9 protein-coding genes and 2 pseudogenes are annotated in these 13,638 nt (G+C 73.2%); 4 read left to right on the top strand and 7 right to left on the bottom strand.

Annotated features, from left to right (window positions below):
* Positions 1–20 precede the first annotated feature (20 nt).
* Together ACWC21_RS24530 and ACWC21_RS24535 are read left to right on the top strand one after the other, a co-directional pair.
* A complete protein-coding gene (locus tag ACWC21_RS24530) occupies positions 21–719 on the top strand; it encodes an SDR family oxidoreductase (RefSeq protein ID WP_450884956.1) in 699 nt (232 codons plus the stop codon).
* Positions 720–826: 107 nt separating this feature from the next.
* A pseudogene (locus ACWC21_RS24535) lies at positions 827–1,171 on the top strand ((2Fe-2S)-binding protein); the annotation flags it as partial.
* Positions 1,172–1,329: 158 nt separating this feature from the next.
* Here the strand turns inward: ACWC21_RS24535 and ACWC21_RS24540 are convergent.
* From ACWC21_RS24540 to ACWC21_RS24555, 4 genes are read right to left on the bottom strand one after another with little or no spacing between them, the layout of a single operon-like run.
* Positions 1,330–2,583, bottom strand: coding sequence for a TIGR02679 family protein (locus ACWC21_RS24540; RefSeq protein ID WP_450884957.1), 1,254 nt, complete (start codon positions 2,581–2,583; stop codon positions 1,330–1,332).
* Entirely contained in the window at positions 2,574–6,677 is a 4,104-nt protein-coding gene (locus ACWC21_RS24545; RefSeq protein ID WP_450884958.1) for a TIGR02680 family protein, read from the bottom strand. The genes ACWC21_RS24540 and ACWC21_RS24545 overlap by 10 nt, the downstream gene beginning before the upstream one ends.
* Complete coding sequence (locus tag ACWC21_RS24550) at positions 6,674–7,912, bottom strand: TIGR02678 family protein (protein ID WP_450884959.1); 1,239 nt, start codon at positions 7,910–7,912, stop codon at positions 6,674–6,676. Before ACWC21_RS24550 ends, ACWC21_RS24545 begins: the two co-directional genes overlap by 4 nt.
* On the bottom strand, positions 7,909–9,528 hold the full coding sequence (locus ACWC21_RS24555) for a TIGR02677 family protein (protein ID WP_450884960.1): 1,620 nt from the start codon (positions 9,526–9,528) through the stop codon (positions 7,909–7,911). Before ACWC21_RS24555 ends, ACWC21_RS24550 begins: the two co-directional genes overlap by 4 nt.
* 157 nt (positions 9,529–9,685) lie before the next feature.
* On the opposite strand from ACWC21_RS24555, the gene ACWC21_RS24560 reads away from it, so the two are divergent.
* Positions 9,686–9,943, top strand: coding sequence for a type II toxin-antitoxin system VapB family antitoxin (locus ACWC21_RS24560; protein ID WP_345056183.1), 258 nt, complete (start codon positions 9,686–9,688; stop codon positions 9,941–9,943).
* The gene (locus ACWC21_RS24565) at positions 9,940–10,353 is read left to right on the top strand and encodes a PIN domain-containing protein (RefSeq protein ID WP_450884961.1); all 414 of its coding nucleotides are present in this window, start codon (positions 9,940–9,942) and stop codon (positions 10,351–10,353) included. The genes ACWC21_RS24560 and ACWC21_RS24565 overlap by 4 nt, the downstream gene beginning before the upstream one ends.
* A 42-nt stretch (positions 10,354–10,395) precedes the next feature.
* Here ACWC21_RS24565 and ACWC21_RS24570 read toward each other — a convergent pair whose 3' ends face one another.
* From ACWC21_RS24570 to ACWC21_RS24580, 3 genes and pseudogenes are all read right to left on the bottom strand, one after another.
* Positions 10,396–12,078, bottom strand: coding sequence for an SWIM zinc finger family protein (locus ACWC21_RS24570; RefSeq protein ID WP_450884962.1), 1,683 nt, complete (start codon positions 12,076–12,078; stop codon positions 10,396–10,398).
* A 478-nt stretch (positions 12,079–12,556) separates the two neighbouring features.
* Positions 12,557–12,865 (bottom strand): annotated as a pseudogene (locus ACWC21_RS24575) (site-specific integrase); the annotation flags it as partial.
* A 97-nt stretch (positions 12,866–12,962) separates the two neighbouring features.
* Positions 12,963–13,472, bottom strand: a complete 510-nt coding sequence (locus ACWC21_RS24580) for a hypothetical protein (protein ID WP_450884963.1) — start codon at positions 13,470–13,472, stop codon at positions 12,963–12,965.
* Positions 13,473–13,638 lie beyond the last annotated feature (166 nt).

The following is a 13,638-nucleotide window of genomic DNA, read 5'->3' on the forward strand; positions in this document are numbered from 1 at the left end:
CACCGCACCAGGGACTTCTCATGGAACTCACCACCAGCACCGTCCTCGTCACCGGCGCCAACCGCGGCCTCGGCCGCGCACTCGCCGCCGAACTGCTCAGCCGCGGCGCCACCGTCTACGCCGGCGCCCGCAACCCCGACAAGGTCGACCTGCCGGGCGCCAGGCCCATCGCGCTCGACATCACCGACCCCGCCTCGGTCGCAGCAGCCGCCAAGGCCACGGGTGACGTCACGGTCCTGATCAACAACGCCGGCATAGGCACCACCACCGACCTGCTCACCGGCGACCTGGACAACGTCCGCCTGGAGATGGACACCCACTACCTCGGCACCCTCTCCGTGATCCGCGCCTTCGCACCCCAGATCGCGGCGGGCGGCGGCGGCACCATCCTGAACATCCTGTCCGTCCTGAGCTGGTTCAGCTTCCCGCAGTCCGGCGCCTATTGCGCCGCCAAGTCCGCCGAGTGGTCGCTCACCAACGCACTGCGCGCGCAACTCGCCGACCAGAACATCCGGGTGGCCGGACTGCACGTCGGCCCCATGGACACCGACATGATCAGGGAAGTCTCCGGACCCAAGACCGCCCCCGCCGACGTCGCCCGGCTCGCCGTCGACGGCATAGCCGACGGCGCCTACGAGATCCTCGCCGACGACATCAGCCGCCAGGTGCAGGCCGAGCTGGCCGGAGGCGTCGCCGCGCTCTACCCCGAACTGCCCTGACGAGCGGCCGCCCTGGAATCCCCCGGCCTTCCGCCGCTGAAGGGCCCGCGTCAGAGCCGTCCCGACGCACGTTCATCGCCACCACCACCGCGGTCGGCGGCGCCGTCATGGCCGGTGGCCTGACGGGAGCCCTTCCGTTCGGCACCGAGGAGGCAGCCGCCGTGACCGCCGCCGAAGCGCCCCCCAGCGGTCGCGTCTCGCTGACCGTCAACGGCGAGCAGCACACCGCCGTGATCGACGACCGGACCTCGCTGCTGGACCTGCTGCGCGAGCAACTCGGCCTGACCGGCACGAAGAAGGGCTGCAACGCCGGTGCCTGCGGGGCCTGCACGGTCCACGTCGACGGGCGGCGCGTCAACTCCTGCCTCACGCTGGCGGTGGGCCTGCAGGGTGCCGAGGTCACCACCATCGAGGGGCTGGCCGACGGCGGCCAGCTGCATCCGCTGGAGCAGCAGGTCAGAAGCACTTTGCCGCTCTCTCTCCGCGTCGGCCTTCCTGATCTTTCCGGGTCCTTCCGTCCCCTGCGTGTCCCCTGGCGGTCCTGGGAGCCTCCCCGTGGGAGGAGCCTGGGACACGCGGTGAGACGGCTACGGCGCCGTAGCCGCCCCGCTCACTGGCCGAGATCGGTCAGCAGGTCGTCGAGTACCGCCTCCTCCTCGATGCGCACGCCGAGTTCCGTGAGGGCAGCGGGCAGGTCCGGATCCCACGCGGCGGTGGTCGGCGTGCCGGTCAGGGGCGGGGCCAGGGGGGTGGCCGCGACGGCGGCACGGTAGTCGACGGCCGTGTAGCGCCAGGGGTGCCAGGGCACGCGGCGCAGCAGGGCGGAGGCGATGCGCAGACCGCCCCAGTCGAAGTCGCCGTGATAGCGCAGCGTGGTTCCCCTGGCGTGCAGGTGGCGCAGCAGGGTGAGGGCGGCGGCCGAGGGCTGGCCCTGGAGGCAGACCAGCGGCGGACAGGCGGTGCCCAGGGTGTCAGCCGCGACGGCCAGGACGGCCGGGTTCTCGCAGACGCGGACGACAGCAGGTGCCGTGCGTGGCGGCTGCCGGGTGAGCTGTCGTAGCGTCAGGACCGCGGGTTCGCCCTCGCCGGCCGCCCAGTCGAGGGCAGGGGAGCCGTGCAGGCCCAGGGTCAGGACCGTGGCGGACAGGGCGTCCTTGAGGAGCCCGGCGGAGGCCCAGGCCTCACGGCGCCATTCGGCTCCGCTGCCCTCCGGGAAGCCGGTCAGGGCGCGGGCACCGGACAGGACGAGAGTGGCGAGCGGGGTGCCGTCGTCGAGGGCGTGGGCGTCGTTGAGGGTGGCGGCGGCGAAAACGGACAGGGAGACGGCCGGGTCTGCGGGCAGCCGGCGCAGGGCCTCGGCCGTGCCGCCCAGAAGGCTCTTCGCCGCCTGCGCGGTGCGGGCGAGCCGGCGTACGAGGCCGTCCGCGCGCAGCCGCTCGGCCCAGCCGGCCAGTTGGGGCCTGTGGGTGTGGATGAGCTCGTCGAGCGGGGCGTACGCGTCCCGCCATGCCTGCTCCTCCCGCTCGCGAACGTCGGCGACCCGGGCGACGGGTCCGGTGAGGGCGGTGACGGCGGAGCCCAGGCCGCCGGGGCTGACGCCGGAGCGGCGCAGGACGGCGTCCACCGTGTCGAGGCGCACGCTGAGCGAGCGTCCGGCGCCGGGGGCACGGCCCAGCAGCCGTTCGGCGGCGGCGCGCTGCGCGGGGGTGGGGTCGGCCAGGGTGACCGGGCCGGTCAGGGGCTCCTCCCGTGCCATGCGGCGGCGTACGCGGTCGACCAGCCAGGCGAGGTCCGGGCCACCGAGCAGCCGGGCCAGGCGGTCGCGGTCGACGGGCGCCGGGGGCCGCCCGTCGTTCACGGCCACAGGGCGTCCTCGCCCTCAGCGGTGGAGGCGACGGCCTGCGCGGGCAGGGACACGAGCCCATGGCCCGGCTCCGTACCCCGCACCCGTTCGGCTCCGTCCCATTCCCATCGGGTCACCAGGACCGCCGGGATCTCCTCGACGCGGGAGAGCTGGGCGATGGCGATGCCGGGAACCTGCGGGTAGCAGGCCCATTCGCGTTCGCTGGTCATCACCACATCCAGGTCGAAGGCGTGCAGCAGGCCAAGGCACTTGGCGCGGGAGTCGTCGTCGACCCCGGCGAACGCCTCGTCCAGGGTGACCAGGCGCGGGGCGTGCGGGGCGGCCGTGGCGTAGTGCGAGGAGGCCGCCGCGAACAGCGGCACGCTCACGGCCAGGACCCGTTCGCCGCCGGAGGCGGGCCCGGTGGCCGGGACCCACTTGCCGTGCTGGTGGCGTTCGATGCCGAACTCGTGCCAGGCGCGGTAGTCGAGGGCCGCGGTGAGGACCTCCAGCCAGCTGCCCGCGGTGTCGTCGGCCTGCCTGCGGGCGATCTCGGCCTGCAGGAACTCGCCGACCGCGGCCCGGTCCTCGGGCGTCCAGGCGTCGGCGGACTGGCGCAGCCGCTCGCGGGCCTGGGCGAGCCCGGCCGGAGCCTTGCGCGAAGGGCGCCAGACCAGGCGCAGCCTCATGCCGGTGGAGGTGGGCCGTTCCTCAAGTTCGGCGTTCATGGCCCGCACCTGGCGCTCGGCGGCACCGATCAGCTCCTGCAGCGTGCCGGCGACCTCGGTGAGGAGGTGGGTTTCGAGGATCTCGCGTTCGTGCGCGGACAGGATGCGGGTCAGCTCGGCGACCTCCGCGGCGAGGGCCTCGGCGAGCTCGGGGACGGTTCGCTGACGGCCCTGGTAGACGATCTCGACGACCATGCCCTCCTCGGCCATCCGGGCGGAGGTGCTGTGGCCGCCGCGGGAGAGGGCGTCCTGAAGCTTCTTGTACTCCTCGCTGAGTCGCTTCTGCACCCGCTCCCAGGCCCCCTCGGAATCATCGGTTCCGGACAGTTCGGCCTCGATGGAGCGGGCGAGGGCGACGGCCGGGGTGGCGGCCCATGGCCCGGCGTCGAGCGGGGGTACGGCTGCCTCGGGCAGGGCGACGGCGAGCAGCCCGGTGGCCGCGAACCGCTGGAGCGCCGCGATGGCCTCGGCGCGGGCCGCGGTAGCGTCACGGACGTCCACCTCCAGGCGTTCGATGTGCCCCTGGGCGAGATGGGCGCGCCGGTCGGCGGCCGTGTGGTCCTCGCGGGCCCGCCGCTGGTCGCCCTCGCAGGCGACCAGCGCGTCGGCGGTCTCGGCGAGGCGCCGCTGAAGTTCCCCGACGGCGGCGCCGACGGTGGAACGCAGGGTGGTGTGGCGTTCGTCTGCTGCGGCGGCGAGACGCGCCGATTCCTCGGCGCGCAGGCACAGTTCGGCCACCCGAGTGCCGGCCCGCTCGGTCTCGGTTTGTTCGTCGGCCAGGGCACGCGCCGCGTCGGTGCGCTCGCTCAGGGCGGGCCACAGGGCGGCGAGGACGGCACCGTAGTCGGCCAGGGCCTGGCGGACGGCGACCAGGCCCGCCCGGTCCGCGGGCAGGTTCACCGCCGCCGCGGTCTCGGCGAGTTCGGTGGCGGCCCCGGCTTGCCGCCGGGACACGGCCGCCAGTTCGGCCGAGCGTTCGTCGCGGCGGGAACGAGCCCGGTGCGCGGCGTCGTCGGCGGCGGCGGCGAGCGCGTGCGCGTGGCGCAGGGCGGCGTCGTCGGGAAGGGCGGCCAGCTCGGTGTCGAGGGTTCCCCGGCGCCGGTCCACGTCGGCGCGCTCGGCGTCGAGCCGGTCCATCTCGCCTGCCAGGGCGCCGAGTTCGTCACGCAGGGCGGCGATCCGGGCCCGGCGCGCCTCCTCGCGGGCGCCCTCGCCGACGTACACGGCCGCCGGTTTCGACCAACCGCCGGTCAGCGCCCCGATACGGAAGCGGCCGTCGGCCGCCACCCAGGTGTCACCGGATCCGCCGGAGCCGAGACCCACGGCCGCCAGCAGCCGGGAGACGGTCTCCTCACCCACCGACAGGGCTCGGGCGTCGCCGTGGTCGACGGCGGGGCGGAGCACGTCGGCGAGCGTCGGCCCGCTCAGGGGGGCACCCGGCGACAGCAGAACGTCGTGCCCGTCCGCGTGCACGGCGGTGCCGTTCGGGTACACCCAGGCGTCCAACAGAGCGGAGGCCTCCAACGCGGCCTCCAGGCACGCCCGTTCACCGGCCGGCACCTGCTCGCGGAAGTCGACCAGCCGCCACAGCGGCGCCCCCGGCGCCTGGTCGCGGACGCCGGGCGTCCGGGTGTGCGGTGCGGTGGGACCGCGCTGGCCGCCCGCCTCCAGCTCGGCCAGTTCCCGCTCGGCCTCGGCGGACCGGGCCCGGAGCCCGGCGAGTTCCTGTCCGAGGGCGGCCGTCCGGTCGGCCAGACGCGCCGCCCGTTCGCGGTGGGCCTGAGCCGCGTGTTCCCGTGCGGGATAAGAGCCCTGACAGTGCGTCACCCAGTCCTGGAGGCCGTCCAGCAGCCCGGCCGGATCGGCGACGGCCAGCTCTTGGCAGGCGTCCAGATGCGTGCGGACGCGGGCCACGAGGTCCCGGCCCGCCTCGGCGGCCCGCTCCTCGGCCTCGGCCTGTCGCCCCGCGGTGTGGCCGACCTCGGTCTCGGCCTCGTCCAGCCGGCGGGCGGCGGCCCGCCGTTCGGCGGCGGCCTCGTCGGCGCGGGCTGCCAGCTCCTCCACGTGCTCGACGGTGCGGCGCCTGCGCGCCACGGACTCCTCGGCCGTACGCCGCAGTTCGCTCTCCGGCACGCCGTCGGTGCGCAGCCCGCCGTCGAGCCGGGCCGCGGCTGCCGCCTCCCGCTCGCGGGTGAGCGTGTCGGCGATCCGCTCCTCGGCCGCGTCGAGGCGTCGCCGGGCCGTCTCCAGGCGGCCGAGCGCCCGGGTGTGCGCCTGGGCCGCATCGTCCCGGTCGGCCTCGGCGCGGGCCAGCTCCCCGGCGGTGCGGCGGGCATCGGCCGCCGCCTGCTCCAGCTCCCGGGCGCTGCGCATCTCGGGGCCCTCGCGCAGGGCCGCCTCCTGCGCCTTCAGACGGGTGGCGGTCTCCTCCAGCTCGGCGATCCGCTCAGCGGCAGCGGCCCGGTCCCGCTCGGCCTCCTCCCGCTCGGCACGGGCCTGGGCCAGGTCGCGGTGCAGCTGCTCGTAGCGGGCGTGCTCGCTGCGGGGCAGCCGGGCCCGGCGCCTTGTCGCGACGCGGGCGTAGCGGCGGTAGTGGTCCAGGAACGCGGAGGCGGCCCGCTCCGCCTCGGCGGCGGCCCGCAGCTCCTCCTTCTCCTCGTCCAGGGACCGGAACGCCTCGGCCACGTCCGCGACGACCGCCTGGTCCATCGGCGGCAGCGCCTCGGTCAGCGCCCGGGACAGGGCGGTCTCGTTGGGCCGTTTCGACAGCTGGGGCTGGCGCAGCTGGATCAGCAGGTCGACCAGGGCGGCGTAGCGCCGCTCGCCGAGGCCGAACAGCGCCTCGTCGACCGCCCTGCGGTACGCGGTGGCCGTGTCGTACACCATGCCGCGTCCGGCGACCGCGTCCGCGAGCCGGTCCCGGGACAGCGCGGTGCCGGTGGCGTCCAGCAGGCTCAGGTCCTCGCCGACGCGCTGGTCGGTGACGGCGTACCAGTGGCGGGCGATGCCGCGGCCCGCGACCGCCTTCAGCCCGCAGGCGAGCGTGCGGAAACGGGCCTGCCCGGTGTCGGCGTCGACGCGGCCGAACTCGATCCAGGTGTAGCCGAGCCGCTCGGGGTGCGGGTGCTCCCCGCCCAGCAGCAGGTTCCACTCCATGCGCTTGTTCGGGTCTGCGTCCGGCTCCACACGGCGCGCGGACAGGTCGCCGTCCAGCAGGAACGGGAGGGTGAGGGCGAGAACCTTGGACTTGCCGGTGCCGTTGTTGCCGCGCAGCAGCAGCCGTCCGTCGCGGAACCAGAACTCCTCGGTGTCGTAGTGGAAGAGGTCGACCAGGCCGATGCGCAGCGGTCGCCAGCGGCCGGGAGCGGGCTGGGGCAGGGCGGTCACGGCTGCGGTGCCTTTCGTCGAGAGGTGCGGGGACTGCGGACTCCCGGTTCCACGACAACGGTCTCGCCGACCGCGTACCGGGCCAGTGCGGGTAGCGGAGCCACGCCCTGGGGCGTGCGGGTGACCAGGGCGAGTGCGGTCAGCTTGGCCAGAGCCTGCTCCACCAGCTCCCCTTCCGCGCCGGGCTGCTTGGCGCTCTTGGACCAGAACCCGCCGTGCTCGACGGCCAGTTCCCGCACCCGGCGCTCAAGTTCCTCGCGGCTCACCTCGCCGCCCGCCGCCGCGAGGTGCTCGGCGAGCAGCAGGGTGACGTGCCCGTGGGTGCCCTGCTCCGGCATCCGTACGTCGGTGAGGTCGTCCTGGGGGTCGACCATGGCGATGCCCTCGGCGCGCACCTCCGCCACCAGGCCGGTCAGTTCGCCGACGCGGGCGGTGAGGAAGGCGCGCTGGCGGGTCAGGTAGGCGAGTTCCTCGTCGCTCAGCTCGTCGTAGTACAGCACCGGGTCGTCCAGGAGGCGGCGGGTGAGCTTCTGGCGGATCGCCCGGAACCGCAGGTCGTCGCTGTCCAGCGCGCTCTCCGCGATGAGCCGGTCCAGCCGCTCCTCGAAGCCGTCGGCCGTGATCGTGGAGGGGCCGTGGCGGGCGGAGAGCAGTCCGGCCAGGACACGGCGCTGGACGTCGTAGAGCACATCGCCCGTCCCACTGACGTAGGCGTCCTCGTCCCCGGCGACCCGCCGCAGCACGCCGTGGCGCAGCAGCAGCCGTACGACGGCGGCGAGGTCCCCTCGCTCGTCGCGCCGCTCCAGCGTGAACTCCAACCCGGCCGCGGCCAGGTGCGGGTCGGCGGCCTCCAGCACCATCTGTTCGGCGAGACGGCCGAGCGCGATCTGTGCCTCCCCGCGCTCCAGTACGGCGAGCGCCAGGCACAGCAGCACGTAGCGGCGGCGGGTGAACGGCGCACCGGCGCGGGACGCCTCGCGGGCCGGGTGGGTGGCGTCGGCGAGGGTGCCAGGCGTCTTGCACAGCCGGGCGACCTCCGCGTCCACCCGCAGCGACCAGCCGGTGTTGCGCTCGAACCAGTCGCGCAGCTCGCCGGCGTACTGCCTGACCAGGCGGTACGCGTCGGCGTCCGGGCCGTGCGCGAGCAGCAGCGGCTCCTTGAGCAGGGCACGTGCGGCCTTCTGGAACTCGGCGGTGCGCCGGCCGTCCAGCACCTCACCCAGGGGTGTGGTCATCGCGCCTCCCGTGCGGGGATACCCGCGGTCAGATCGGTGATCTCGACGAGGTGGTCGGGGCCGCGGAACACCCCGCCCGGCGTGCGGACCTCGGCCGTCGTACCGTCGTCGAGCGCGGTGAGCCGGATGTCCATCGTGCCGTCGTTGCTGGTGGTGACGGTCGTCGTCATGCCGGGCCGCCAGGTGGCCAGGGCATCGCCGAGCAGCCGCAGGAACAGGCCGAAGGCCATGGGGTCGAGCTCTCCCAGCGCGGACAGCCGGGTGGTGCCGTCCGTCGCGAGCCGGGCGCGGGCCGCGGCGATCTCCTCCGCCTGCTTGGCGGCGATCTCCGCCAGCAGCCGCCGCTGTTCGGAGCGGTCCTGCACCTTGCGGGGCTTTCCGCGCCGCTCGTAGCTGCCGGTGCGGCGCAGCTGCGGGCTGATCCGCAGCGGCTCGGCCTCGGCCCACGGGGTGGAGGCGGCCACCGGGCGGGCCGCGCGGTCGGCGAGGGTGTCGGCGTCGACGGTGAGATGCCGGGCCGGGTACAGACCGAACGCGGCGCGCCACAGCCGGTGCCGCGCTTCGGCGTCGGGGGCCTCGGCGAACCAGCGGGCCAGGGTGCGGAAGTCCGCCGACCGGTCCGAACGCCCGGCCCGCCGCTCGTTCAACTGCCGTACGACGGCGAGGAGCTGCGGGATGGCGCCGAGGGCGCGGCCGCGCAGCAGCCGGGCCTGGGACTCGCGGCCGTCGGCGGACACGAACCAGGCGGACAGGCCCGCCCACTTCGCCGCCCACCGCGCCCGCGCCCGCGCCTCGGCGCTCTCGGCCTCGTCCGGGGCAGCGTCGGCCGCCTCCCGTGCCGCCGCCAGCCGCAGCAGCACGCCGACCCGGCCCTGCTCCTCCAGTTCGCCGATGAGCCGTGCGATCCGCCCGCCGAGCGTGATCAGGTCCTGGATGAACCGCTCCAGGTACTGGATCAGCCGGTCCTTGTAGGCGAGGAACACCTCGACCTCGACGCCGTGCAGGTCGATGGTGCGCTGCAGCGACCCCATGAAGGCGCGCGCGTTCTCCGCCAGCGCCTCGAACCGGTTCGTCAGCGTGGACAGCGCCAGGTGGGCCTTGGCCGGATCCGGTTCGCCTTCCTCGTGCTCGGCGGCGATCACGAGCAGGGCGCGCAGCTGCGTGACGATGTCGTGCAGCGCCACCGCCTGCAGCGCGCCGCGCCGCCCCAGCGCCTCGTCGTACACGGACAGCGCCTGTTCCGCGGCCTCGCCGGCCTGGGTGAGCTGGTAGATGAAGCGCCTGCGGTAGAAGTCCTCGACCGCGGTGACCCGGGAGGTGTCCGGATCGGCCCGCAGATTGCCCCACCCCACGAGGCTGTCCAGCGCCTTGACCACGGGGTCCGGGGCGGCGGGGCGGTGCTCCGACGGCAGCGCGGCGTGCACGTCCTCGGGCCGCAGATGCACCGCGAACCGCTCCTTGGCCAGCAGGAACACACGCATCACCTGGCGGTAGAGGGCGGCGTTGGGTGCGGTGAGGTGGGCGAACGGGGCGTACGAGGTCTCGGTGGAGGAATCCGCGGATGCGGCGGCCTCGTCGGGGCGGATGCGGTCCGGTTCCGGAGGGCGTGACGTCATCGTCCTGGCATTCTTCCCGATGAGACCTCTCCAGCGGCAGTTCCGGCCAGACCCTTGCGCTGGGCTGCCATGCGCAGACGACTCGGAACGAGTAACCCCCGCCCAGGCATACTCGATCAGGTATATTGATATATGAGGCTATATATAAGGGGGCGCCGTGAGCCGCACCGTGATCGATCTCGACGACGAGGCCCTGGAGGCTGCCGCCAAGGAGCTCGGCACCACGACCAAGCGCGACACCATCAACACCGCCCTGCGGGAGGTCACCGCCCGCTACCGGCGACTGCGCGCTCTCGGAGAGGCCCGCGAACTGGTCGCCGAAGGCGCCCTGGACATGGACGTCCTCCTCGACAAGAGCAAGTACCGGTCCACCGGCGAGCCGGACGGTGCCGGCGGCGCGGGAGCGGATGCGTGACCGTCGCCGACTACCTGATCGACACCTCCGCCCTCGCCCGCGTCCTCCTCGGCCAGAGCACGGCCGAGTGGGACGACAGGATCGGCGCGGGACTCGTCGCCCTCTGCGACATCACCGAACTGGAAGTCCTCTGCTCCGCACGCTCGGCGGCAGACCGAGAACGCGTGAAGCGCACGCTGAACGCCCACTACACCTGGTGCCCCATGCCCGACGGCATCTACCGCCGCGCACGCGTCGTCCAGGAACTGCTCACCGCCAAGGGCGAGCATCGCAGCGCGGGACCCGTCGACCTGCTGGTCGCCGCCGCCGCGGAAGAGGCGGGGCTGACCCTGCTGCACTACGACCGCGACTTCGAGACGGTCGCCCGTGCGACCGGACAGCCCGTACGCATGATCGACGTCAGGGACTGAGAAGCACAGTCCGGCACGCGGTGAGCGGGCATCGGGCCCCTTTCACAGCCCGTACCGGTCGAGGATGCTCATCAGCTTGCGCCGGCGTTTCAGTTCCGCCCGCAGGCCGGCGAGATAGCCGGTGAACGCCTCCTGCGTCCCCAGCACACGATGGCAGTCACGGGCACCCTGCAGCAGCCGGGCCAGATGCTCGTAGACCCGGTCACCGGTCGGCTCCTTCAGCCGCTCGACCAGCCGCAGGTAGACCGCGAGCGCCTCGGCCGGGTGCGTCTCGCGCGACAGGTCGGCGAGGTGTTCCCACTGCCGGTCGTCGGCGACGCCCTCGGCCTCGCGCCAGGCGGCGTCCGCATCGCCGTCATCGAGCAGCGCGTCGATCAGCACGGGCCCGCCGTACCGGCCGCCGCGCTCACGGCGGGCGTCTTCCTTCAGCGCGGCCAGCGCGGCCACGCGCTCGGCCCCCCAGCACTCTGCGGCCTGAGCGGCAGAGCGCAGCTGCTGGTAGGCGGCCAGGGACCGCTCGATGCGGAACCGGTCCCGGCGCACGCCGACCACGTCCGCCGACCGCCCCGCCTTCGCGTAACGGGCACACACGTAGTCGACCAGACGGCCCTCGATGTACGTCTCGGCGGCACAGTCCCGAAGTCCGCGCTCCGCCCATGTGAGCGCCTCGTCAGCGCGGCCCGCGGACTCCAGCTCCTCGGCGATGCGCAGATGGGTGGCACCTGACGGGTCGAGGTCCTGTGCGTACAGGGCGACCAGCGCGTCGATGTCGCCCTCCGCCTTGACCAGACGCTCCATCAGATACCGCGCCGCCCACCCGGACGGCCTGCGCCTGAGTGCCTCCGCCGCCAACTGCCGCACGCGGGCAAGCCCACTCGGCCCCAGCACCTCGGCATAGTCCAGCGGGTCCAGATCCGTCAGCCCGCCGCCGTCGCCGAGCACCTGGCCGACCAGCCACTCGGCCAGCCGCTCCGGATCGGTGCGCGCGGCTCCGCACGCTTCCACATGGGCCTCGGCCACCGCGGCGGCGGCCTGCCCCACCACACCGTCGGAGTCGTCGATCTCCCCGTACGCCTCCCCCAGCACCCGGATCGCCTCCTCGGCCAGACCGACCGCCTGCGCCGCCCGACCGTCGGCGGTCAGGGCGCGCACCGCGGCCGCCGCCTCTGCCACCTGCTGCGCATACCCGGGGGCATCGGCGTACTCGACGTACCCGTACCGGGCGAAGGGCCGCGGATCGATCAGCACCAGGATCCGCTCCCGGACCGTACCGAGGTCGGAACGAGCCGCGGCGGCCCGCAGCTCCAGGCGCCGACGCAGCCCGCGGTCCTCGGCGGTCTGCTCCCGCACCAGCGTCAGGAGTTCGTCCCGGGACAGCGCAGTCAGCCACGCTTCCAAGCCGGAGGCCCGTGCCTGTGCCGCGGCCCGCTGACGCGGGATCGTCCTGGCCCGCCGCAGCACGGTCAGCCCCACCGCCACACAGTGCTTACAGAAGTTGCCCTCCTGCCCGTACGGGCAGTCGCACCACCCCGAGAGCCCGTCCTCCCCGGCCAGGGTGAGCTCCACCTCGTAGACATCCGTACCGTGCACCACGGCGGTGACCGAGCTCTCCCCCACCTCCAGACCGCTCACCGCGTCCAGATAGCCCAGCCCCCGCTCGAAGGACCGAACCCCGGCCAGCGCCCGCAGATCGTCCTCGCCGAACCCCACAACTTTCCGTGCCACACCGCATATTCAACCGCGGATGGGGGGCTCGCGGAGGCCCGGCGACTCCTGCCGTCCACTCGTGCGCGGCCGCGTGCGGCGGGGTACCCGAGCCGAAGGACGCAGCCCTGCCGCGGGCGTCCGCGCGGAGCTGGTCGCGACGGCGAGAGAGCCCAAGCAAGAAATGCACCGCGAAGCCGCACCGCAGTCCCGGTCAACTTGCCTCTGGTGGGGCGGGTGGGACTCGAACCCACGGCCGACGGATTATGAGTCCGCTGTGCGATCGCCGCCGCTCGTGACGCCAAATGACGCCTCATGCCGCACGCTGTCGAACAGTGCAGGTCAGCATCCCTACCGACGCACCCACCTTACTGGGCTCGTGATGGCTCGTGACGCAGACTACCGTCGCGTTACGGGGCGTTCGGGCGAGCACGGGGCGAGCAGAAGGGCCCCGCGACCTGCATCGACGGCGCCCTTCGAATTCTGCTCGCCCGGCAGCCTACGCCGCTTCACCCTGCTCGTCGCCGCCCTCGCCGGGGTCGTCCTGGTCCTGCTCGACGGGCTCGATCTCGGCACTGCGCCGGGCACGCGGCACCAGACCGGTGGCCTTCTCCGCGATGTCCCGGTCGACGTCCTCCAGCAGCTCCGTGTACGTGTCCGACGTGAGCTGACCCGACGCGTGCCGCAGCGTCTTCTGCACCGCGAAGATGTCGCCGCCGCCGGCGTGCACCAGCGTCGCCGCGAGGTGGCGCAGGTCGCGGAGGTTGATCGGCGGCAGCCCGGCCCGCGTCACGATCCGGCGGAACACCCGGGGACCCGGTCGAACAATTTCCTCGGTTGATCCTTGCGTCAGGGGCGATGAGCTGCGCCGCACTGAACCTGCTCAGGATGACTCTGCCGTCAAGTCAGGGGTAGATCCACATGGAACCATTGGGAGTGCAGTCGTAGATGTCTGCGCTGGCGTCGTATGCGCAGGCTTTGAACCCACGTTCGCCCCGCAGCGAATTATTCGCGAGTGTGTACTGGTCGCTGCCGGAGGTGATGAACGCATATCCCGCGCTTGCGGGACGACCACAGCGGTGGTAATTGGCCCCAAGGTCATCTGACCAGCGCAGCGAGACGGCATCGCCGACGCTCGCGTTGTACAACTTGGCCCAAACGATGTCAACACCGTTCAGGACCCCTCCCTTGACTTGCAGAACAGCATCGCTATCGTTACCGACCCCCACCTCCTGCTCATAAACGGTCACGTTCGTCACACTGGAACTGTTGGGGTTGTAGCCGTTCCCATCGGTGCCGCCACAGGAGTTGTTGATCGCATCAGCGTGGGCGGTACTGGAGGTGAGGCTCAGCACCATCAACCCTGCGACAGCACTCGATACGGTCGCCCCGCGAAGCAGTCGTCCGACGCGCATAAATCTCCCTTCTCGGTGTTGCAAATTGCTCCCTTTGTGATGTCCGCACTTGCTGATCAATGTGACACGCATTGTCAAGTGTTTCCAGGGAAGTTTTAGCCACACTGCCGAGACCACCGCCTTCCTCACCGGCCAGGCGCTGGGTGCGGCCGGTTACCGGGTTAGC

The organism is Streptomyces sp. NPDC001348 (genome assembly GCF_053597535.1).

Coding starts and splice junctions, on each gene's coding strand:
- ACWC21_RS24530 (WP_450884956.1), top strand. CDS start 21: ATGGAACTCACCACCAGCACCGTCCTCGTCACCGGCGCCAACCGCGGC.
- ACWC21_RS24550 (WP_450884959.1), bottom strand. CDS start 7,912: ATGACCACACCCCTGGGTGAGGTGCTGGACGGCCGGCGCACCGCCGAG.
- ACWC21_RS24555 (WP_450884960.1), bottom strand. CDS start 9,528: ATGACGTCACGCCCTCCGGAACCGGACCGCATCCGCCCCGACGAGGCC.
- ACWC21_RS24580 (WP_450884963.1), bottom strand. CDS start 13,472: ATGCGCGTCGGACGACTGCTTCGCGGGGCGACCGTATCGAGTGCTGTC.